Raw genomic sequence first — 22,338 nt, forward strand, 5'->3', positions numbered from 1 at the left:
TCGAACTGACCAGGGATCTGGAATTCAAAACATGGCTTAAAGAATTATTAGGAGAAGAAGAAAACCAATCCGCCGCCTCTGATGATGCAAGTACTTGCTATAAATCATATGAACTCATTACCACCAATCAGCAATTAAACCATCTGCTTAACAAGCTTGAACAATGCACGGTATTTGCAGTCGATACAGAAACAACCAGCCTTGATGTGATGCTTGCTCAAATTGTTGGGATTTCCATTGCAATAGAAGAAGGAAAAGGAATCTATATTCCCTTAGCTCATACAGACGGAAGCCCGCAACTAGTCAGAGAAGAAGTACTCACCGCCTTAAAGCCTATCTTGGAAAACCCTGCCATAAAGAAAATTGGGCAAAATCTAAAATATGATTATGGCGTATTTAAAAACCATGGTATTAGCCTGCAAGGAATAACCTATGACACCATGCTCGAATCCTACGTACTTAATAGTGGTGCGGGTCGACATGATATGGATACCCTGGCATTAAAATATCTGGGTTTTAAAACCATAAGTTATGAAGAAATTGCAGGTAAGGGAGCCAAACAATTACGCTTTGACGACATACCAGTAGACAAGGCTGGAGTTTATGCCGCAGAAGATGCTGACATCACCTTACAATTACATCAGAAACTCTACCCGGGAATGGATGAATCGTTACAGAATGTCTTTCATTCCATTGAAATGCCGTTAATTACAGTTCTTGCCGATATGGAACGGCTTGGGGTTCTAATTGATCCGATTACTTTAAGACAGCACGGCATGCGCTTAAAAGAACGAATCAGTGCCCTGGAGCTTGAAGCATTACAATTGGCAGGCAGAGCATTTAACCTCAATTCGCCAAAACAACTGCAAGAAATACTGTTTGATGAACAAAAATTACCTGTTATTGCGAAAACGCCAACTGGACAACCTTCAACAGCTGAATCAGTATTGCAGGAACTGGCTTTTGATTACAGATTGGCGGCAGTTATTCTGGAATATCGCGGTCTATCCAAATTGGTTTCAACCTATATTGATGCATTGCCAAAAAAAATAAACCCAGTGACGCAAAGGGTTCATACCTCCTACAATCAAGCAGTGGCAGCTACGGGACGCTTATCCTCCAGTGAACCCAATTTACAAAACATACCCATTCGTAGTGAAGAAGGCAGGCTGATTCGTACCGCATTCATCGCACCACCAGGATGTGTTATTCTGGCTGCGGATTATTCCCAAATTGAATTACGCATCATGGCACATTTGTCGCAAGATGATAACTTGCTAAAAGCCTTTGCCAATGGCTGGGATATTCATGCAGCAACGGCCAGTGAAATCTTCCAGGTTCCACTGGAAGAAGTAAGCTCTGACCACCGAAGAAAAGCCAAAGCGGTCAATTTTGGTTTGATTTATGGGATGTCTGCTTTTGGTCTTGCCAAGCAAATCGGTGTAGAACGTCATGATGCACAACATTATATTGATACTTATTTTCAACGTTATCCCAAAGTGCTCGAGTACATGGACAGAACCAGAAAACAGGCTCATGAACAGGGTTATGTGGAAACCTTATTTGGCAGACGTCTTTATTTGCCAGAAATTAATGCCCGTAATATGATGCGCCAAAAGGCTGCTGAGCGTACTGCAATTAATGCGCCCATGCAGGGAACTGCCGCTGATATCATTAAAAAAACGATGTTAGCTGTTGCTCAATGGCAAAACTCACAGCCCAACCCTCCGGCAAAAATGATAATGCAAGTACACGATGAATTGGTTTTTGAAGTGCAAGCCGAAGAAGTGGAATCCTGTACCCGCATCATCCATAATCTGATGGAAAATACCGTTCAATTATCAGTGCCCTTGCTCGTTTCCATTGGGACAGGAGCAAACTGGGACGATGCTCATTAGTATTTTATGTAGTTGATCGGCTGACACCAAAGCCCTTCAATTACCGTAAAATTGCAAATTAAGAGCAGGTGTCGGACCATCGGTCCGACCTACGAACTCGGATTCTTAATCACATCGCCTCAAGAGATAGAAACTCATTTACCAGGCCATCTGCCACCAGTCCCTTTCCTTATTTCAACAACCATCCATTCGCCCAATGAGCCTAAAACAAGGAACATTTATTGAGCATTTTAAAATAAAAGTGTATAATTTAGACCCTAATAAAATTAAATAATCCTTTTTTATTTTGAGGCCAACATGCAAGCAAAAAAAGACGTAGAATTAAATACCAATCAAACAGAAAGACAAGAACTACAAGGAAATGTGCCCGCTACGACCACTCCTTCTGATATGCAAGGAAAAAATGCCGACCTATTAAATCATGACGCGGTGAGCGAACATTTGTTTTTCAACTCCCGTAAAAAAGAGCTCGACTCACTTGCCCAAGCATGTGCAAAAACAATAGCTCCCGAACCACAGAATGAAGTTCCGACTGAAATGCCTGTTTTACGTAGACGGTAGAACATTAATGCTTCGACCGTACTTAGGCGCGGTCAGAAGCTTATCTTCTATTTTAGCGTTTACCACTGCTTTTGCTAGTAATAACGTGTTTTGATTGGCTAGAAAACGCCTCTGATTGACCCGCCATAAACTCACCAAAATAATATGCCCAGGTCTTATATATACGCTCCAGACTAATTGCTTTAGTCCAACTATTGTATTCGTTCAAGCTTTGAAGATGCTGATTAAATACGACAGCAAATTCATCTCTCATAAAATCTGAATCAGACCAGGCGATAAGAGGAAGAAGGGGAAATTTTTTTAACAATAAATGAGCAAGCTCAGGCCCATTACAATACCCATCCTGCACAGCACCAAGATCGCCATCGATAACGACCATATCTGCTGGATTGGCATTCATCAACGATAGAGCGGCCTGACTATTATTGACTATAGTCACCATTACCTTTGCTACTACCGATTCTAATAAACGACGTAAACAATATGCATTAAACGCATTGTCTTCGACAATTAAAATACGCATCTCTACTCCCTAAGACTTACGGACAGAAGTATAAAGGGTAAACCTTAAGAAAATCTTAAGGAATTCTCAGATATCGATGTCATGAGCTAACAGGCGTCTGTTTGCTCTAAAATAAGTAATTGGCGAATGTTCCAGAAAATCGGATAGTTTCTCCATATAAATACATGCAAATCTATCCACCTGATAGGCAAAGTAACTTTCTTCTGCACCTGCTCTGAAGACACGTTCCCATTTAGGATTATAAAACATGCTTTGTTCCTGCAGAAGTTTGGAAATATGCAAATCAACTGCAGAAATTTCCACTTGCAAATCATGAATTTGCTTACTGTATTGGCCAGAATTCTCATCAATACTCTGTGTACATAAATTGACATATTGTTGTTCCAGATTTTTTTTAACATTCATGGCTTCAACAATCTTCTTCTCTGTGGGTAATGCTTTTAATTGAGCAGCAATCTCCTCACCAAGCTCATCCACAACCAAAGCAGTACGCCAATTGCAGTCTTTTTTCAGGCGAAGAATATCACCGTAGATATGATCACCAATATAGAGGATTTCATCACCACTCACCGCCAATTGCTCAGTAAATTTTTTGGCATTTCCTCCCTGATAAACACCAGGAACAATAGCCCCCTGAAGATTAGTCATCGTGCCTGTTTCTGGGTCCACAGACAAGAATCTTAAGTTATCATAGAAAAAACGGGGCTTATTTGCCAACGTGATGACGTACTCAAACAAATCACGCCAGGTTTCGCCATCATTTAAGAATGGATTAATCGCATAATCTAATAGTAATTTAGTGTAGGTAAATTCTGAGTTAGTCAAAATAAAGATCTTTTTGCCATGGCGAATAAAATGTTTTAAGCCATCAACTACTTCTTTTTCTTTAATAACGTATTTGTCCAAATCCTGGATAATAATTCTTTTTAAGCTGCCGTCTGAGTGAACCTTATCGACACAAAATTGCACATCCAACGCTATAGTATGATAATTAGGCATTTCATCAGGAAAAGCATCCTTTAAATCGACCAATTGGCCGTACAACACACAAAAGGCAATCGAAAAAGAAGTATCTATCGCCATATAATTGGGATCGCCCAAATCAACATATATACTTCGATAGAATTTTTTCTGTTCATTATAATTAATTAATTGAGTGCCATGATAACTTTGTCTTATTGCCCCATAACGGCTCAATTTCAGGATATTCCCGTTTTTACTGTCGATAACCAAACCACGGATGGCGTCATGAAAATTGAATTGAAGGTTTTTAATCGCTTCAGGGTATTGTTTGATCGCGATCAGTTGTTCTTTAATAAGCTGGTATACTAAAGATTCGAAATTTTCAGAATTATAACGAATTAAAGTATGGTCCATATCCAGACCCACTAATTTAATTTTTTTCATATTTATAATTCGATTTACAAAAACCTTATGTGCATCCATCTTAATAAAACCTATATAATTAGTATGTTAATGTAATCCTGCTTATTTAAGATGGCTCACACCATCTGGCGAGGCAACCAATATTTTGTCTGCCAATCGATGGGCAAAAATTCCATTGTCAACAACCCCAGGAATCTGTTTAATACTGTTTTCCAGTGCCATGGGAGTAGTGATTGTTAAATTATATACATCAAGGATAATATTACCATTATCAGTCACAAAACCTTCTCTGTATTCTGGATCGCCACCCAATTTAACCAATTGCCTTGCGACAAAACTACGTGCCATAGGAATCACTTCAACAGCCACCGGAAAAGCACCCAACTGCGTTACAATTTTGGACTCATCAACAATGCATACAAACTGTTGTGCCACATTGGCGACAATTTTTTCGCGAGTAAGGGCACCACCGCCCCCTTTAATCATTTCGCCTCGCTCATTCACTTCATCTGCGCCATCAATATAAACAGGCAGATCGTGAACGGAGTTTAAATCAATTACCGGAATACCTGATGCACGTAATAAAGATTCTGTCGCCTTGGAGCTGGCCACGCAGGCATCAATACGGTGTTTGATTAACGCGAGTTCCTTGATAAAAAAATTAACCGTTGATCCAGTGCCAACTCCAATGACCATATCGTCGTCGATAAAGGCCATAGCTGCTTTTGCTGCCCTGATTTTTAATTCACTCATGACCCAATAACCTTTTTTCTTTGTCTGATAACTTCATACAATGAAACACCCGTTGCCACAGATACGTTCAGGCTCTCTACCGATCCAGCCATTGGTAATGAGAACAAGCCATCGCAATGTTCACGCGTCAATCGCCTCAACCCCTCGCCTTCTGCCCCCATTGCAATAGCAACAGTGCCCGTGCAATCGATTTGATATAGTGAACAATCTGCTTCACCTGCTGCACCATAAATCCAGACACCGTGTTCTTTTAAAACTTCCATCGTCCGTACCAGATTCGTTACACGAACCAAAGGTACCGATTCAGCAGCACCACAGGCAACTTTACTGACTACAGGTGTAATGCTCGCACTTTTATCTTTAGGTATCATTACAAAATCAACGCCAGTTGCATCTGCTGAGCGCAAACAGGCGCCTAAATTATGCGGATCAGTTACTCCATCAAGAATCAGGATAAGTCCTGGCTTTTTAATGGAGTCTAATAAAGAAATTAAATCAGGCTCACCGAAGTCAGGCAAGGCTCTGGCAGAAGCAACGATTCCTTGATGAGTAAATTCAGCAAATCGCTGATTCATTTTCTGCGCACTTAATTTCTCAATACTTACCTTCGCTTGCTCTGCTTTGTCCAAAACGTCCTGTAGTCTTTTATCAATCCGGTCTTGACTGACAAAGAGTTTATTAACCACTCGATGAGGATTAGCCAATAAAGCGGAAACCGCATGCACCCCATATACAAACTGCTCACTCATTACTTACATCTTCCTCTGCAGGCTCAAAATCTATTTTGCGCTCATCTAAATCAACACGCGCAACCAATACCGTCATCGTGTCACCTAATCGATAAACCTGACCACTACGGGCCCCAATCAGGCGATGCTTCACTGCATCAAAAGTATAATAATCATTTTTTAAGGAGGTAACATGAACCAAGCCTTCGACATAAATTTCATCCAATTCCACAAAAATACCAAAACTGGTTACTGCGGATATTCTACCTTTAAACACTTGCCCCAATTTGTCTTGCATGTACTCACATTTGAGCCAGGAAACCACTTCACGTGTTGCCTCATCGGCGCGACGCTCAGTCATGGATGAATGTTTTCCTAAACGATTCATGTCATCGTGAGTATAGCCAAATTCATATACAGGATGATTATCCAATAAATGGCCAATTGCTCGATGAATTAATAAATCGGGAAAACGTCTGATAGGCGAGGTGAAATGAGTATAGGCAGAATAAGCCAAACCAAAGTGCCCTTCATTCGCCTCAACATATTGGGCTTGTTTCAGAGAACGGAGCATCACCGTTTCAATTAAATGTTTTTCAGGGCGATCCCCAATAGTGCTCATGGTACGCTGAAAATCTTTGGGTGTAGGTTTTTTCCCACCGCCAAGCTGCAGCCCCAACTCACCAAGGAATTGTCTCAAGGCTGTAATTTTATCTTCTTCAGGAGCCGCATGCACCCGATACAAAGTGGGTATTTCGGCTCTTTCCAAAAAGCGTGCCGTAGCAACGTTAGCCGCAAGCATGCATTCTTCAATTAATTTATGCGCATCATTGCGAATAACGGGTACTATGCATTTGATTTTCCGTTGGTCATCAAACTCAATGCGCGTTTCAGTGGTTTCAAAGTCCATAGCACCACGCTGTTTACGCGTGGTTAATAAAATACCATATAACTCAAAAAGGGACTCGAGCACTGGCCATAAATGCTGATGTTGTTCATCCGTCTTGTTCTCACTCAGCCACAGTCCCACCTGAGTATAGGTTAATCTGGCCTGCGAATGGATTACCCCCCGATAAAAACGAGAGCGTGATATCTTCCCATCCGAAGTGATGGACATTTCAGCAACCATACATAAACGGTCAACATGAGGATTCAAAGAACAAAGACCATTAGATAAGGCCTCAGGTAACATCGGTACAACCTTTCCGGGGAAATAAACCGAGTTACCTCGTCTTGATGCTTCTTTATCTAAAGCCGAATCCTGCGCTACATAATTACTGACGTCTGCTATAGCTACATAGAGCTGAACCCCTCCTTTAGGCTTTTTATAGCAGTAAACAGCATCATCAAAATCTTTTGCATCTTCACCATCAATAGTGACAAACGGCAATTTTCTTAAATCAGTACGCCCTTTGAGCTGGCTCTCAGTGACTTGCTGAGGTATTTTTGCAACTTCAGCCAACACATCATCAGGCCATTCAAAGGGGATTCCATGGGCATGAATTGCCACCTGAATCTCCATACCAGGCGCCATGTGCTCACCCAGAATATGAATTACTTTACCGATAGCCTGTGCTCGTTTATTAGGGAAGGCAATCAACTCCACCAGTACCATCTGGCCATTCTTAGCACCATTGGAAAATCCCTCGGGTATCGAAATGTCCTGAGTCAGACGTTTGCTGTCGGGTAAAACAAAACTCACTCCATGCTCGGTAAAATATCGCCCGACTACTGTAGCATTGGCATGCTCCAGGACCTCATGAATCTTGCCTTCTGGTCTGCCGCGTCTATCGATACCGGCCTGATAGGCAAGTACAATGTCACCATGCATGACAGCTCGCATTTCTTTAGCGGACAGTACCATGTCTTCGCCACCATCATCTGGCATAAAAAAACCAAATCCATCAGGATGCCCCTGAATTGTTCCACGACGCAGATTAATTTTTTGCAACAAACAGAATCTGCCTCGTCTGTCTTGCATAATTTGCCCGTCGCGTAACATCGCTTTCAAACGAAAGCCTAAAGATTCTTGTTTGCTTTCTTCATTCAAATGTAATTTATCAAATAATTGATTGCGCGACATCGGCCTTCCATAGTCATTAAGAACTTCCATAATGTATTCTCGACTAGGAATAGGATCAGCATATTTTTCACTTTCCCGTTTATAAAAGGGATCTTTTGTTTTTTTACTCACCTGTCACCATTACTCTATTTTATTTTCATTAGTACTACTTAAACACAATTTAACCTGTTCTACCACTTATCTGTTTAAGTAGCAAGAAAGAGACTGTCTATCCCCAATCGGGTGGCAAGTATCAAACAACCTTCTATTTAGCCATGGGCAATACGAAACCACGCCCACCTATAGCGGCAGTTAATGCCGATAAGGACATATCTTCTCCTGCCCAGAAAGTTCCTTCATTCCCTGATGGTATTTTAACACCCTTCCACTGACATACGGCTATCGCTCCTTCACAAGGCACTTGTTGTTCATGCCCGGGTCTGGATTCAATACAATTTAATTCAAAAGGCGGTTTATCTACAGCCAATGCAGACCAGTTTCCAGCTTGCAAGCGTGTAGTCCAACCGGCACTGGCTCCAGGATTTGTCACTGGGTGGGTAATCCATAGATCAGCATCAGTCAGATTATGGATAAAAACCAACTTGCTCTTTTTGGATGTAAGAGTAACCGATTCTCCCTGCACAGCAATTGCCTGGCATCCTGCCGGTAATGTAGATTCTGCAAACAATGATGTGGAAATCAGCAACCAACAAAAAGTGAACAGTACTCTCATGATTAACTCCGGATTTGATTTTTTAAGATTATATAGTTATCACGTCTTGCTTACTAGCAACAACTTGCTCATTAACTTGCGAAGAAGTGCTGCCAAACAATGTTTGTTTTACTTTTGATGGATGGCCTTCAAAAGCGTTCATTCCCGGACTGCGCTTTATAGCATCCAAAAGCCGGATTAATTGTTTCTTTTTGATATCTGCACTTAAAGATTCATGCTCTATGCGCACCTTGGCAGCGGGCAGATGCACCTCATCTGCAGCATGCGTTCGCGCAGGCCCTGGCGACTCATCATCACAAAATTTAACAATTTGGGAGGCATTTCCTTCTGCAAATAAACCATAATGCCATAGGCGCTTCAATGTTTTAATAAACTCAAAGAAAAATTGTCTTGGACTGACATAGAGACTTCCTTCTACTTCAGCTTCGTTTATCCCTCTGTTCAGGCGGCGTTTTAATGTTTTATCAACACAGGTTTCAGCCAAAGCCTTACATCCCTCGCGTACCACATCATAGTACTTATTGTGGCCGAAATAGATGAGTAACTTTAATTCGGCATCAGGAGAACTCATGTCTTCATGCAAAATATTTTTTACATAAAACTGGGCCATATCACGCAATACAGTTCTATCGAAAAGAAAGGGATTTTTTATAATGGCCGTTTCCAATACATCAAACAAGACAAAACTCACATCACGTAATGGAAACTGCTGTAATAATCTGGTTAAGGGATAAAGGTACTCTGTTTTATGTCGAAACGAACTCAAATAATCATTCAATAAACGCTGTAATGGTTGCTTCTGCCCGGAATAATTAAGCAAATAAGCGCAAATCAAAGGTAATTTCTTTTTATTTATTTCATTCCAGGTTTGGTGCACCAAAACGCGCCAATCGTGCAGGATTTGGTTTTCACTTAATTCGTTGCTTAAGGGCGTTGTATTCTGGAGCCTTATTTTCAAGCGTGGGACTGCAGCATGAATTTGTTCTTTGATGCGGTCAGGAAGCCAGAACTTATCAATCATTCGCTCCAAATAAGAACGGGTAAATGACAGACGGGCAAGCGATTCATTAAATATTTTTTTAGTGTAAAAGAGAGAGGTCAGCCCTTCATTAGCGCTTCTAAAAATTAATTCGCCCAAAATACGATGCCCGATAGACCACTCCTTATCCAGGCTTCGTTTTTTACCTAAATGTCTGTTGATAAAGTGAGACAACTCATTTAATTCAGTTCTGCTCCATTCTTCTTTTGCAGTTAACCGCGACTCCTTCACGACAAAAACCGAGGCGTATTGCCTGTCGAGAAAATGTAACAACAATTTATATTGCGCTTTGCCTTCCCAATAAGAAACATGATTCAGCTGGTGAATCGCAGCGAGCAAATGTACTTTATGGAAATATCGAGCTACCTTATCAATTTCAGGGATTTTGACGTGTTGCACAGCCATGGTATCGCGATCATTCAAAAAATCTTTTAGCACAAGAGCTGCATTAGTTTCTGTACCGATCAGACATGTCAAAACAGCATCAAAACGCGCAGTCCCAGAAACACATTGGCGTGAATCATGACTCAATGCAGCAAGCGCACTACTCAGCAGATCATCGACCTTATACTTTTTACCAAAGCAGGCGAATTGTGATAAGCCTTTTGCAAACCATGGTTTATCATAATAGGTGACCAAATATTCAGCAAAACAGGAAACCGCCTGATGTCGTACCCAAAATTGATGAACATCAGCGGCATACAAACCACCAAGCCATTGTTCTCGTTTTTGATCGTGATGAATAATCTCATGAAATAAACAGAGCGCATTGTCTTTTTGTCCCATACTGGCTAATAGGGAAAAAGCTCCTTCCGCACTAAAATACCTGGTTAACGATTTAAAGAACGCAGGCTCAAGTTCTTTGTTTACATGCTGTATCGTGCCGGAAATCCGTCGTTCAAGCCATTGCTGTTTTGCGGTACTGGCAATCACTTGCTCACTTTCAAAAAGCACATCCAATGAATTTTCAAAAAGAACATGACGAATAATCAAATCCAGAGCAGAGGAAGAACGGTCCAGTACTTTTTCAGAGATCATCGTTAATAATCTTGCGCCAAGCGTTTTGTGAGCACTCGCAGCACTTTTTATTTGGCCTGTTCCGGTTAAATAACCAATGACCTGGCAGGAGCTATCATAAACTGGCTCTTCATGTGCATCCGCACAGCTAAAGAGTACCGGTTCATCTTCAACATAAGTAATGGCTTTATTGGCTTCATTAACAAATCCAATGGATTGGCCGGCAGAATTATAGAGCCTGTTGTGTTGTAACTCATTTTCGGTTTCAGGCTTTAGCACGAAGGACTTAAGGCCGTACAGCACTTCCTGGATGGAGGCCAGATCTTCATTGGAGTCTAGTTGTTCTTGGTAGCCTGAATCGATGGCTCGTACTAATAAGTCAAAGCGCAAATCGGCATAAACGTGATTGAAGTAGGCATATAAAACCTGTAAAGCCTGTTTCCCAAACTTAAAATCCGGATTATTTTTCTGGGTACACCTAGCCTCCATCTGCACTAATACGCGATTCGCATGACACTCTATCCCTGTTCTTAATAATTGATGGCGTTTGGCTAGCCAGGTGCTCCTCCCTTCCGAACGATTAATAATCTGCAAATTCACTCGTCGTAAATGAATCTGCCAATCACTCTCAGAGTTGTCTTTAGTTGAGGAACTAATTAATGAATCTAATGCCACTGGCTCTAATGTGATACAATGCAAATGATATCGAGCAATCAGATGATGCAAAGTCTGCGAAGAAGAACCTGCAACAAAACGCGGTGAACTAATTAATCGCTCAATCCAGTAACCGCTGAAATCAACAACCCCATTTTCGCTCAGTTCCGTTAGAATATTTAGAGATAATTGATGTATTTGCGGTGTTTCAAACAAATAGGCATCTTGCTGCAGTAATCGCGATTTTATCGCCTGTAGGCATTCCTTATTAGGAACAACCGTTTCTGCACACATTAGCAACAGCAGCTCAAAATAAATCTGTTGTTCTTCTGACGAACCCTCAGTGCATTGCTTGAGACAGAAATCAATAATTAATAGATAGTGGGCTTGATTTATTCCTTTTAAAAATTCAATTTGTCTTTCCAGATTCATTTTTTGCAATACTTCATGCAGCAGCATGACATATGCCGCAGATGCAGAGGAGAAAAGATCCTGCTCCAACGTTAATTGATAATAATGACAAACAGCCCATAAGGCTTCAAGCTTTATTGAAAATGGGTAAGCATCAATACATGTTCTTAGTTCCGTCAATTTATCCAGTTCATCAGTCTCAGCAGAAAAGGTAAGAAATAACAGTCTAAGAGACATTAATTCCGTTGCCTTATCGGTGAACAAATCCAGATAACGATGAAACCAGCCATTAAAATCAGGTTGGCGGAGAAATGGGATAATCAGATGACGATTAATCTCATCAAGCTCTTTGGTTTTTTTAATCCTAAAAAGAGGAAGCAATGCCTCGATATTGGGGTCACTATTTAAACGTTCCAAAGCACTCAATGAGCATTCATCGGCCTGTTCAAGTACCTTAATCAGCTCATTTGCTCCTTGGGAGCGTAATGCTGCAATAATTGGCCACGCCTCCTTGATTTCATTTATACCATGGCGTAAAAAATTACTGCAGCCATTCTTATCTGATTCCCCGGTTTCATCCACCAATTGCGGAAACAGGGATAGTTGACTCATCAATTGCTCGCGCAACACATCAGGAGCAAAAACATAAACAACAGGGAAAATTGCTAAATGCCTGGGAAATGTCAAAGTGGCAGGGAGAGCTAAGGCAGTTTGAATTAGCTGATTCGGGATTTGTTTACAAAAAAGTTCACGGACATTATCTGCATCACGATTCAGATGATCTAACAGCCAGTTTTTTAAAGCAGGGTTCGTTATCTGCTCTATCTCTGATGTTATCATTTCGGTTAACAGCTTCATACCACGCTTCCTTCAAGATCGTACAAAAATCCTGAGCAACAGGTACTTACCAGGATCATAGCTAACATCTCAATAAGCTGTGGCAAACTACGGTGCCGAATTAGCGCGGCTCCACGATAATTTGGCAATAGGAACAATTCCCCAAGTTATTGAGATATTACGATAATAATTCGAATATACAGATAATCCGCTGATTTGAAAACTTTGCAATGTAAACTTTAAATAAAATATCAGAAGCTGTTTGCATTTCACCAGTTTGAGCCAAAAGCTTCTTTATTCACTTGAGCCTAAGGTTCTGGAACAGTATCATGTCGTTCAATGATGCTATTCTCCAAATCAGAAATTCATCCTATATAAGGAAACAACATAATGCACATTTGGGTAGATGCAGATGCTTGTCCTAAAATGATTAAAGAAATTTTATATAAAGCCGCAATACGTACAAAAACTCACCTCACACTGGTAGCCAATACTTTTCTTAACTACCCGAACTCACCATTTCTTCATTCAGTACAAGTTGAAAAGGGCTTTGATCGGGCAGACCACTATATAGTCAGTCATTTAAATGCTCATGATCTGGTCATTACTGCGGATATTCCTCTTGCAGCCGAAGTGGTTGCGAAAAACGCCCTTGCCATCAATCCGAGAGGAGAGCTTTACACGGAAAATAATATCAGGCAACGACTAAACTTCAGAGATATAAATGAACAACTTCGCTCTACTGGTGAACGCCTGGGGGGGCCATCCGTACTGAGCATTAAGGAAAAAACCGCCTTTGCCAATGCTCTTGATCGCTGCCTTGCCAAAAAAACCTAAGCAGGATATTTGACAAACAATAGGGCGACACCTAGAGTTTAGGAAAATCACCTTCGATTATAAACATGAAGCAGCTCATATACCTCATCATGTTTTTATGCAGTGCTTCTGTTTATGGGCAATCACTCACCATTGGCATTTTAGTCACTCCTCCCTATGCCGTATATGCAGGCACTGATAAACAGTATTTTGGATTTACTATCGATCTGATGGATAATATCTGCCGACAAATTCAAGCTAAATGCACTTATAAGCCTTTGCAGTTAAATACTGAGCTGGATGCATTACAAAATGGCACGGTTGATCTTGCCTTCACTCCAATTCCTATCTCGAACGACAGCACAGGAAAATTTCTATTTAGTCTTCCCTATTTGATTAGTGATGGCCAATTTTTGGCTCTCACTGAAGCCAGCATCAATAAAGTCACGGATCTCAAAGACAAACATATAGGAGTAATATCACTCTCCCTTGATCAGGTGCTCAAAAAATCCCGCTTCAACAATGGTAAAATCAAATTATATGCAACATTTCCTGAATTAATAGCAGGTCTTAACAATCATGAAGTCGATGCCATTTTTATCAATAATCACGTAGGCCAATACATAATCAATAATTCAATGGCCAATGTGAAACTTGTAGGAGATAAAATCCCTATCGGTGAAGGATACGGCATTCTTGGTCTCAAAACCAATAAGGAATTAATTGAGCAAATAAACTCCGCGCTCTTAAAAATGGAGAAGGATGGCAGTTATCTAAACGTGTACAATTTATACTTTGGTGAAAAAATTTGAACATGGAGTACCCGAATCAGCTCCCCAAACGGGATGATTTTCGAGCACAGAACCTAGATCCAGCTCTATAAATCAGGTTACACTATCCGACTTTATAATTGGCAGGATAGATGATGTCTCATAACATAAATCCCTCGGTCATCACTGATATTCATAAAAATTGCATTATCCTTTGGAAAGCATCAGGAATTGAATATAGGCATGAACAATTTTTCCAGCTGGTTGAAGAAAACCATGCGTTCAACTACCAACTGTGGCATGCCGAAGATCGTGCTCGCCGTGATGATATGGGTTTCGAATTTGTATACCAGGCAAAACGTGAGATAGATTCATGCAACCAACAGAGAAATAATCGTATGGAAGCAATGGATGAGTGGCTCTTTCGGTTATTACAACCAGCAAATCCCTCTCTTTGTCCCGTTAATTCAGAATCCCCAGGGATGATAATTGACCGCTTATCTATATTGTCGCTTAAATCCTATCATATGACTTTGCAAACAGAGCGAACTGATGTCAGTGAAGAGCATAACAAGAACTGTGCTCAGAAATTAGCAGTCATTCATCAGCAATTAGATCAACTGAAGCTTTGCCTTGGGCAACTACTTGATGAAGTTGGAGAAAAAACACGTACATTTAGGGTATATCATCAATTTAAAATGTATAATGATCCTACGTTAAACCCAGAATTGTACTGTTCTGAGTAGGTGTTTGCGTAGCCAGGTCCAGCTCATCAACAGCAGGAGGAAGAGAAGCGGGCGATGCCTCTGATTTTCTTGATTTTGTTTCAAACAGTCCAAAATTGGAAAGAGACGAGCTTGTGTTGTTATGGGAATCGGTTCTCGGACTTTTAACCGGGGGTGATTCCCCAGGAACTTCGGTTTTTAGCACGACCTTGGCGGTTACGTCTTCACTGGCAGGAGCTGGCACTGCAATATTATCAGCAAGATTTACCTGTCCTAAAGGAGTCCGCCCCAACCCACGAGCCAAAGCTCTAAGGGCAAGAACAGTACCAAAAAATAATGCACTAAAGACACTAAGCACATGCATTATTGGCGAATCCTGATAATGCCCATTCTCATCCAGCTCTTGTAGCGGGTTTCCTGCGAATCCAACAAAATTTTTGCCTTTACCAAATCCTGAAAACAACGAACGGAATACTTCAAACCATTCCTGGAAGAAAAACTGTGGCGAAGAATCAAAAGATAAGCCATCTTTAATCGATTGATCGAATGTGTCTGCGTCAAGATAAAAAGCTTGCTCATTTTGCAGATCATTCCTCATATAAATGAGTTCATGATAAGGTCTAACCCCATCATTGTTTTTCTTATTCAAATGATTATACGTTGAAACCAGAAAAAAGATGGAAAAGGCAACCATAAAGACCAGGCCGAGTATTACTCCACCTATCAACATCGCTGGTGGAAACGCGGTACCGGTTAAAATTAATATTGAACCAACCAAAAACATAGTACTGGCTAAAGCACCATAAGCGTATAAACCACTTTTAATGCCCAAAAGAACTGCGGAAAAATAAGTGCGGGTTGTTTGTGCCGCTAATAATTTTCGCTTGTCTTCAAACTTGTTAATCAGTTGACAGGTTTCTAATTCCAGAGCATGTATTGCAATGAGGTCTTCTATCGTTTTGTCGACTTTATTTCTTAATTGTAATAAGCGCTCATAACTGGTTTCTAACTGTTTCGCAATCAGAAGCAATTCACATTTAGTCTGAGTTATAAACAATCGAAGTTGAAAATCATATTCTTCATACAAACGGGTTACAATACAAGCAACAGTATAAACAGAACAAATAACTGCCATAACGCTAAGCCAAGGGGAAGACAGTGCCGCTAAGCCTAATACCCCGACATAAAGATACAATCCATCAATTAATCCCCCGGCTGCTACAGCAGCATAAGCCATGCTTCTTGTTGAGAACGACTGGTATTTTAGTTGACTTAGATATAATTCACATTCCTCTTGTGTTAAGCTCTGCAACTTTTTAATTTCCAGCAAGAGCTCAGCATTATTAGTCATCATTATCTTACGATCTTCTACCATTTTCCGTAACCAGAATCGATTGACGGCAGCAAAAATACCGAGAACAAGGCCTATTGGTGCGATAAGATATTTAAGATCTAATCCCCCAATTAAACTAATCGCAACTATAGCACTGCGCCAACCTTTATACGCATTTTTCAAACCTTTCATCACATCGCGAAAATAAGGCCAGGCTGCTGCGATAAATTGTTTAAGAGGATCTTCCTTTTCTTTCTCAAAGTGTGTTGCACATACCGAGAACCCCACCAGAAAAAGAGACTCTAACGAGATGGCAATGATGCCCGCTGGTGTCAGCATAATATTGTGTATTAAATCAACATCACGAGTAGCAAGAAACATGTCAAAAAAATATTTGAACATGCTGTATGAAGTACTGAGGGAATCTAAAACTGCGTAGGCATAATATATTGAACGATCTTTATCAAGCCTCTCAGCAAGAATTCGACTTTGCGCATCGATACGGCCAGCGATTGCTAGAATGAAAACTAAATCGCCAGATTGTAGCTCTTGATTTTCATCATTCTTATGAGGCATTCGTGCACTTATAGGGCATCAACTAAGATTGTGCATCATTGTATGTGGAATTGCCCTGGGTGTCAATAAAATTCTCATCCTGAGCCAAAAAAATACAAATTAATACGCAGTTTACGATTTTATCACATCTAAACAAAAAAAATATGTTTAAATTCTAAATTTATTTCACTAAACTCATGCACGTATTGTGACTTAAGGCACAAACCTGATACGATATTGCACTAAATATCATATATAACCCTAATTGAGGATTAGATGAGATCAACAATTGCTCTCTTTATTTTTATGTCACTGTTGACTGGACCCATTATGGCAAAAAGTGAAGCACAAATTTACGGTTATGTTGAAAAAGCTACGTTAGTAGATAAAAACCTTACCCTTTCAGCAAAATTAGATACGGGCGCAAAATCAGCCTCGTTAAACGCAGTTAATATCACTGAAATAGATGTTAAAGGTGTGCCTTATCTTCGTTTTACTGTACCCACCAAAAATGGTGATCATATCTTTGAATGCGAATATATAGGGCGGGTAAAGATTAAGGTCAGAGCAAATGAAGCGATTCCAGGCCAATTAAAGCCTCCACCAATAAAACGTCCCGTCGTACTTCTTAATTTAAAGCTCGGAGATAAAGTAAGAGCAATTCAGGTTAATCTAACCAACCGTAAACGATTTCTCTACCCCTTACTTCTGGGAAGAGACGCGATCATTGATTTTGATGGTGCTGTCGATCCATCCCTCACCTTTACTTTAAAATCCAAGAGTCTTACGAAATAATGAAAAAAAACACAAGACATGTTTATGGTCTGATTCTGACCCTGTTTGTTGTAGGCTCAGCGATTTTTTTATATAGACATCTGGTTTTGGATGTTCCGTTAACCGACACGGAGACGATAAACAGCTGGATGGTTGAATCTAATTTACGTTTTACTGCAGATAACAATTCGCCGATTAAAGCCAGCTTCACTATCCCTTATCTGCCACCTCATTTTGCCATTCTTGATGAGTATTTTGTTTCCAGAAGCTATGGCGTAACGACCAATCTAAATGGCTATAACCGTGAAACTGTTTGGTCTATCCGGCGCAGTCATGGCGCTCAATCACTTTATTACCGAGCGATATTCCGCCAAACAGACAGTGATGAATCATCGTTGCCCAAGCCTTCTGTAATTAAATCACAGCCTTTGGCTGATAACCAAAAATCTGCCGTTGAAACCATAACCAACCAGGTCAGACAATCTTCAGCCGACATCCAAACTTTTGCCCAAAGCACGATAAAGGAACTGAATAAGAAAGACGGCAATGCCAAGTTGTTGATAGGAAATGATTTTAATGATGACAGCATCATCAATGCGACTATATTGATCCTGAATCAATCCAAAATTTTTGCTATACCAGTAAAGGGGCTCTATTTAAACCAACAAAGTAAAACCGAATTAAAATCACTGCTTGCTGTTTTTAATGGAAAACATTGGATTTATATTAATCCGCGAACTGGCGGGGCTGGCTTACCTAAAGACTTTCTCATTTGGCAGTATGGCAATGAGCCCTTATTTAATGTGACTGGCGGCACTAAAGCACAGTTTTCTCTGACCCTATCGCCAACACCGATAAATGCGCTTAGCGTCGCTAAATCAAGAGGATTAGAAGCGGACTCACAGCTTTTACGTTTCTCTTTGCTCCAGCTCCCGGTAAATGTTCAGGATACCTATAAAATCCTGCTCACCGTTCCCATTGGCGCATTCATTATCTTATTGCTTCGTAACTTTGTTGGAATAAAAACATTCGGTACCTTTATGCCTGTGCTCATTGCGCTGGCATTCAGGGAAACCCACGTGATCTGGGGGATCAGTCTATTTGTCATTATTGTATCTTTTGGATTATTAGCACGCTTTTATCTGGATCAACTCAGGCTGCTCCTTGTCCCAAGGCTTGCAGCCATACTGACAGTAGTTATCTTGTTGATGATATTCATTAGTGTTGTAAGCCAAAATCTGGAGCTGGATTCAGGCTTATCAGTAGCATTATTCCCCATGGTCATTTTAACGATGACTATTGAACGTATGTGCATCACATGGGATGAGCGCGGGGCATCAGAAGCCATCAAATCTGGGGTCGGAAGCCTTGTCGCAGCAGTATTATCCTATTGGGCAATGAGCAATGAAGCAGTCCAGTATCTGGTATTTGCCTTCCCTGAACTGTTGTTGGTTCTTCTGGGCTTTATCCTTTGGTTTGGCCAATATCGAGGCTATCGATTATCCGAGCTAAAACGCTTTAAGGCACTTGCGAGCGCGATAGAATGATTAGCCTCTTTCGTCGCTTGAAAAAACATGGGATATTGAGTATTAACCAAAGAAACTCTGATTTTGTCCTACGTTATAATCCGAGAAAATTGTTTCCATTGGTTGACGATAAACTTAAAACCAAAAAACTGGCGTTAAAAGCCGGTATAGCCGTTCCGCCATTGTATGACATCATAGAAACAGAACAACAAATAAGAAATATTGAAGAACGCTTCGCTCCATATAATGATTTTGTAGTAAAACCAGCGCGTGGTTCAGGTGGTGACGGCATTCTGGTATTTAAAGATAAAGTATATGGTCGTTATCGGCAAATAAATGGCAAGCTAACCACCTCACAAGAATTAAGTTATCACCTGTCCTGTCTCCTATCTGGAGCCTACAGCCTTGGTGGCTCAAGCGATTACGCCATCATTGAGAAAAGAGTAGTCGTAGATCCGGTGTTTGCAGAAGTAAGTTATGAAGGTATTCCAGATATCCGAATTATCACCTTATTAGGTTACCCTGCAATGGCGATGGTAAGGCTGCCTACCCGTCTTTCTGGCGGCAAAGCAAATTTACACCAGGGTGCAATAGGGGTAGGTGTTGATCTGGCAACAGGAAAAACACTGGGCGGAGTGTTTCAGAATGATACTATTGATTATCACCCTGATACCCTAAATCCAATAATAGATATTGAAGTACCGTATTGGAATAAAATTCTTGAAATTGCCTCCAGCTGCTATGATTTAACCGGCTTAGGTTATCTCGGCGTAGATATTGTGCTGGATAAAGAGCAAGGACCCTTAATGCTGGAGCTTAACGCCAGGCCCGGATTAAACATTCAGATAGCTAATCGGGAAGGCGGTTTAAAGCGCTACCGAGCAATTGAAGAACGTTTCTTAGAAAACAGTACAGAATCCACAGCAGATAAAGTATCTTTTAGCCGCAAATATTTTGCTCGCTGATTTAAAAACAAACAAATCCATATAATGATGCGTGGTTGTGTAACAAAAGTAGGTCGGACGCTTCGCCAGACATATTCATCCGACCCGAACAACCGAATATTGTTGTACTACGTAATGCTTTTCGCCATGTAAAGCAAGCATCATTACCCTTTTGAGATTATGCAATGTCTGGCGAAGCGCCCGACCTACTTTTGTTTTCGCGTGTTATCTTGACTCATTACCGAATCTGGCGCGGGGAAAGCTAATTAAAATCTAAAGGTCTCGATGGGAGCGTAGGAAGCTTCTAAATCCTTGATGATTTTTTGCCGGGTATTCAGCCAATCGATTGACTCGTTGATTTCCTTTAATTGTTCTTGAATATTGAGTTCATTGAGGCTTTGTTGAGTTTGTTGCCAAAAAAAACCTTTCACTGAATAGCCCTGCTTTGCTCTTTTTAGAGCAGGAAGAAGGAAAAGCTCATCAATTTGTTTTTTTATTTGCTTCTCTTCCCAAATGAAATTCTCAAGAGCGCTTGCCTCATGCAGCAGCCTCTCTTGTACGATATACCATCCATCTGTTTTTAGTTCCTTCTCAAGCTCTTCTTTCAAGGTTTCAGGCTTAGTTTCAGCAAGCATGCGACCAATATTGATATTCCTTTTAATCCCCTTGGCCATATAAAACTGACAAACTCGTCCAAACATAGGTTCCAACCATAGCTCATTGTGGAATATATTATTACAAATACTGTATCATTTGTAAACAAATTTGATTTATCTTTTTCAAACAGCAGTCATTCGGTTTTAATTTAACCCATAATGTAGTATAATGACTCATTCTTTGTCTTGTGAGTTATTTATGTTCTCGAAAAGTATCTCGTCTTATTTTTTCCGTCCTAAAGCTCCTCGTATTGCGATGAATGCCGAACAATGGTTTGAAAAACAACTCCAGGATAATGGTTTAACCAACAAAATAAACCGCGAACAATTACAAGCAACTCAGCCAACAGCAAAGGTTTTTTTTAACAGCAGTTACTTTCCTGACGCATCAGCCATTCATCGTGCCTTAACCAAAATTCCCGCAGTGAATGTTGCCGGTGATCGAACAGGAGTATTTCAAAATGGATTAGACTTTCCGACAGACCCAGATTTTTTTGCAAAAATTCCGACCGGACACGCTGAGTTATTATCTCCTCTGGAACGGTTAACCAGCGCAAAAAAAATAATCTACTCCAAAAGCGCAGTTTTTGCCTCAGGAGGTTATCCATATACCTCCCTGCAAAACGAATATGCGGAACCCATTAACGTAGGCCTGTTCTCATTGGCTGGCGCCTCGTTTGAAAACAGATACCTTCATCAACGGCTTTTTATTCTTGATCCCCATCACCCTAGAATAGATACAGCAAAATTTCCATCTCTTTTCCGCAATTTACCTACTGAATTCGCAGATGCCAAAAACGAATTAGGTCCTTACGATGTCAGCCCATCTTTTGCTCGCATTAGAACCGATCTACCCTACCTTGCTCGAACTCAATCTGGTACCAATTATCCATCATTTTCAAAAAAAAATGCCCTTATATTGGCTTCTGAAGCATATCGCCGTCATTTATTAGAAGACACCTCCCTCCTCCTGACTTCTGTCAATGAAGCGGCTAAGGAAGCAGGAAAACCCGCCTTATTAAAAGCGGCAGCTGTAGGCATGGGATTCTTTGCCAAAATTGATGGCAGTTATGCAATAGATCACATGCTCTACCCCTATTTTCTGCATGCATTTAGAAAATTGCTAACCGAACAATCCTATCCCTGGATAGCCAAAATAGAATTTCCCACCTTTACTGAACTGCAACAAAATCAATTTGAGACCATGTTCGATAACTTTCCAAGCCCGGTTAGCATCGTTCAGACCAGCAGAGATGTATTGAAATTTTCCACAGAAGAAACAGAACGCTATTTTCCATGTGCAGTTAATCCCTCTGATGCCTTTGCCTATGTTGGTAATGAATGGGGATTTGGCAGTGTTGAAGCAATGATAGGGAATGACAGCAGCTTACGTTTTGATCAAGTACCTCATACCAACCCCCGACTTTTAGATAGCAAGCATCATATTTCGGTCAAGATCAATCCTGATTTTAGCGCTGAAATTGCCGCAGCAAATATGAATGACCTAATCCAGAGAACCAATCGAATGTAACTCTAATGGTAGGCTTTTGTGCCGCTGATAAAGATTGATTTATCAGCCCTACACGAAGGATGGCGCCTCAATTTAAAGAATTTTGTGCATCTGCTCCCTTTGGCAA

At 40.6% G+C, this 22,338-nt stretch carries 18 protein-coding genes; 9 read left to right on the forward strand and 9 right to left on the reverse strand.

What is annotated here, in order from left to right; all coding sequences use genetic code 11:
• Together polA and Q0495_RS06600 are read left to right on the forward strand one after the other, a co-directional pair.
• On the forward strand, positions 1-1,898 hold a 1,898-nt coding region (gene polA / locus Q0495_RS06595), incomplete at its 5' end, for a DNA polymerase I (RefSeq protein ID WP_298624269.1).
• Positions 1,899-2,195: 297 nt separating this feature from the next.
• Positions 2,196-2,459 (forward strand): hypothetical protein, encoded by a 264-nt coding sequence (locus tag Q0495_RS06600; RefSeq protein WP_298624271.1) that lies wholly within the window; start codon positions 2,196-2,198, stop codon positions 2,457-2,459.
• A 52-nt stretch (positions 2,460-2,511) separates the two neighbouring features.
• Here Q0495_RS06600 and Q0495_RS06605 read toward each other — a convergent pair whose 3' ends face one another.
• The 7 genes from Q0495_RS06605 to Q0495_RS06635 all read right to left on the reverse strand — a co-directional run bounded on the left by Q0495_RS06605 (position 2,512) and on the right by Q0495_RS06635 (position 12,623).
• Complete coding sequence (locus tag Q0495_RS06605) at positions 2,512-2,982, reverse strand: response regulator (RefSeq protein ID WP_298624272.1); 471 nt, start codon at positions 2,980-2,982, stop codon at positions 2,512-2,514.
• 66 nt (positions 2,983-3,048) lie between these two features.
• The gene (locus tag Q0495_RS06610; protein WP_298624273.1) at positions 3,049-4,428 is read right to left on the reverse strand and encodes an HAD-IG family 5'-nucleotidase; all 1,380 of its coding nucleotides are present in this window, start codon (positions 4,426-4,428) and stop codon (positions 3,049-3,051) included.
• A 42-nt stretch (positions 4,429-4,470) separates the two neighbouring features.
• Positions 4,471-5,121, reverse strand: a complete 651-nt coding sequence (rpiA, locus tag Q0495_RS06615) for a ribose-5-phosphate isomerase RpiA (RefSeq protein WP_298624275.1) — start codon at positions 5,119-5,121, stop codon at positions 4,471-4,473.
• On the reverse strand, positions 5,118-5,870 hold the full coding sequence (gene rlmB, locus Q0495_RS06620; protein WP_298624277.1) for a 23S rRNA (guanosine(2251)-2'-O)-methyltransferase RlmB: 753 nt from the start codon (positions 5,868-5,870) through the stop codon (positions 5,118-5,120). The genes rpiA and rlmB overlap by 4 nt, the downstream gene beginning before the upstream one ends.
• Entirely contained in the window at positions 5,863-8,043 is a 2,181-nt protein-coding gene (gene rnr / locus Q0495_RS06625; protein WP_298624279.1) for a ribonuclease R, read from the reverse strand. Before rnr ends, rlmB begins: the two co-directional genes overlap by 8 nt.
• A gap of 133 nt (positions 8,044-8,176) precedes the next feature.
• A complete protein-coding gene (locus Q0495_RS06630) occupies positions 8,177-8,644 on the reverse strand; it encodes a hypothetical protein (RefSeq protein WP_298624280.1) in 468 nt (155 codons plus the stop codon).
• Between the two features lie 28 nt (positions 8,645-8,672).
• The gene (locus Q0495_RS06635; protein ID WP_298624282.1) at positions 8,673-12,623 is read right to left on the reverse strand and encodes a hypothetical protein; all 3,951 of its coding nucleotides are present in this window, start codon (positions 12,621-12,623) and stop codon (positions 8,673-8,675) included.
• A gap of 369 nt (positions 12,624-12,992) precedes the next feature.
• Between Q0495_RS06635 and Q0495_RS06640 the strand changes: the two genes are divergently transcribed.
• The 3 genes from Q0495_RS06640 (at position 12,993) to Q0495_RS06650 (ending at position 14,934) form a co-directional block, all read left to right on the forward strand.
• Positions 12,993-13,439 (forward strand): YaiI/YqxD family protein, encoded by a 447-nt coding sequence (locus Q0495_RS06640; protein WP_298624284.1) that lies wholly within the window; start codon positions 12,993-12,995, stop codon positions 13,437-13,439.
• A 65-nt stretch (positions 13,440-13,504) separates the two neighbouring features.
• Positions 13,505-14,230, forward strand: a complete 726-nt coding sequence (locus Q0495_RS06645) for a transporter substrate-binding domain-containing protein (protein WP_298624285.1) — start codon at positions 13,505-13,507, stop codon at positions 14,228-14,230.
• 113 nt (positions 14,231-14,343) lie between these two features.
• Positions 14,344-14,934, forward strand: coding sequence for a DUF4254 domain-containing protein (locus Q0495_RS06650; protein ID WP_298624313.1), 591 nt, complete (start codon positions 14,344-14,346; stop codon positions 14,932-14,934).
• Here Q0495_RS06650 and Q0495_RS06655 read toward each other — a convergent pair.
• Positions 14,900-16,822: a hypothetical protein gene (locus Q0495_RS06655; RefSeq protein WP_298624287.1), complete on the reverse strand. Its 1,923-nt coding sequence runs from the start codon at positions 16,820-16,822 to the stop codon at positions 14,900-14,902. The genes Q0495_RS06650 and Q0495_RS06655 overlap by 35 nt on opposite strands.
• Positions 16,823-17,077: 255 nt before the next feature.
• On the opposite strand from Q0495_RS06655, the gene Q0495_RS06660 reads away from it, so the two are divergent.
• Genes Q0495_RS06660 through Q0495_RS06670 form a run of 3 tightly spaced genes read left to right on the forward strand, consistent with a single transcriptional unit; the run spans position 17,078 to position 20,066 of the window.
• Complete coding sequence (locus tag Q0495_RS06660; protein ID WP_367274395.1) at positions 17,078-17,596, forward strand: ATP-dependent zinc protease; 519 nt, start codon at positions 17,078-17,080, stop codon at positions 17,594-17,596.
• Positions 17,596-19,122: an inactive transglutaminase family protein gene (locus Q0495_RS06665; RefSeq protein WP_298624289.1), complete on the forward strand. Its 1,527-nt coding sequence runs from the start codon at positions 17,596-17,598 to the stop codon at positions 19,120-19,122. Before Q0495_RS06660 ends, Q0495_RS06665 begins: the two co-directional genes overlap by 1 nt.
• The gene (locus Q0495_RS06670) at positions 19,119-20,066 is read left to right on the forward strand and encodes an alpha-L-glutamate ligase-like protein (RefSeq protein WP_298624290.1); all 948 of its coding nucleotides are present in this window, start codon (positions 19,119-19,121) and stop codon (positions 20,064-20,066) included. The genes Q0495_RS06665 and Q0495_RS06670 overlap by 4 nt, the downstream gene beginning before the upstream one ends.
• A 245-nt stretch (positions 20,067-20,311) precedes the next feature.
• Here the strand turns inward: Q0495_RS06670 and Q0495_RS06675 are convergent, their stop codons facing one another.
• Positions 20,312-20,746 (reverse strand): hypothetical protein, encoded by a 435-nt coding sequence (locus Q0495_RS06675; RefSeq protein WP_298624291.1) that lies wholly within the window; start codon positions 20,744-20,746, stop codon positions 20,312-20,314.
• A 154-nt stretch (positions 20,747-20,900) separates the two neighbouring features.
• Between Q0495_RS06675 and Q0495_RS06680 the strand changes: the two genes are divergently transcribed.
• Positions 20,901-22,232, forward strand: a complete 1,332-nt coding sequence (locus Q0495_RS06680; protein WP_298624293.1) for a type IV secretion protein Dot — start codon at positions 20,901-20,903, stop codon at positions 22,230-22,232.
• Positions 22,233-22,338: the final 106 nt, after the last annotated feature.

Source organism: uncultured Legionella sp. (assembly GCF_937871865.1).
In the GTDB taxonomy this organism is placed as follows: Bacteria; Pseudomonadota; Gammaproteobacteria; order Legionellales; family Legionellaceae; genus Legionella.

Excerpts from the sequence above, each read along its gene's own strand:
- Q0495_RS06600 (WP_298624271.1), top strand. The coding sequence starts at position 2,196 with ATGCAAGCAAAAAAAGACGTAGAATTAAATACCAATCAAACAGAAAGA.
- Q0495_RS06605 (WP_298624272.1), bottom strand. The coding sequence starts at position 2,982 with ATGCGTATTTTAATTGTCGAAGACAATGCGTTTAATGCATATTGTTTA.
- Q0495_RS06610 (WP_298624273.1), bottom strand. The coding sequence starts at position 4,428 with ATGGATGCACATAAGGTTTTTGTAAATCGAATTATAAATATGAAAAAA.
- rpiA (WP_298624275.1), bottom strand. The coding sequence starts at position 5,121 with ATGAGTGAATTAAAAATCAGGGCAGCAAAAGCAGCTATGGCCTTTATC.
- rlmB (WP_298624277.1), bottom strand. The coding sequence starts at position 5,870 with ATGAGTGAGCAGTTTGTATATGGGGTGCATGCGGTTTCCGCTTTATTG.
- Q0495_RS06630 (WP_298624280.1), bottom strand. The coding sequence starts at position 8,644 with ATGAGAGTACTGTTCACTTTTTGTTGGTTGCTGATTTCCACATCATTG.
- Q0495_RS06635 (WP_298624282.1), bottom strand. The coding sequence starts at position 12,623 with ATGAAGCTGTTAACCGAAATGATAACATCAGAGATAGAGCAGATAACG.
- Q0495_RS06640 (WP_298624284.1), top strand. The coding sequence starts at position 12,993 with ATGCACATTTGGGTAGATGCAGATGCTTGTCCTAAAATGATTAAAGAA.
- Q0495_RS06645 (WP_298624285.1), top strand. The coding sequence starts at position 13,505 with ATGAAGCAGCTCATATACCTCATCATGTTTTTATGCAGTGCTTCTGTT.
- Q0495_RS06650 (WP_298624313.1), top strand. The coding sequence starts at position 14,344 with ATGTCTCATAACATAAATCCCTCGGTCATCACTGATATTCATAAAAAT.
- Q0495_RS06655 (WP_298624287.1), bottom strand. The coding sequence starts at position 16,822 with ATGCCTCATAAGAATGATGAAAATCAAGAGCTACAATCTGGCGATTTA.
- Q0495_RS06660 (WP_367274395.1), top strand. The coding sequence starts at position 17,078 with ATGAGATCAACAATTGCTCTCTTTATTTTTATGTCACTGTTGACTGGA.
- Q0495_RS06665 (WP_298624289.1), top strand. The coding sequence starts at position 17,596 with ATGAAAAAAAACACAAGACATGTTTATGGTCTGATTCTGACCCTGTTT.
- Q0495_RS06670 (WP_298624290.1), top strand. The coding sequence starts at position 19,119 with ATGATTAGCCTCTTTCGTCGCTTGAAAAAACATGGGATATTGAGTATT.
- Q0495_RS06675 (WP_298624291.1), bottom strand. The coding sequence starts at position 20,746 with ATGTTTGGACGAGTTTGTCAGTTTTATATGGCCAAGGGGATTAAAAGG.
- Q0495_RS06680 (WP_298624293.1), top strand. The coding sequence starts at position 20,901 with ATGTTCTCGAAAAGTATCTCGTCTTATTTTTTCCGTCCTAAAGCTCCT.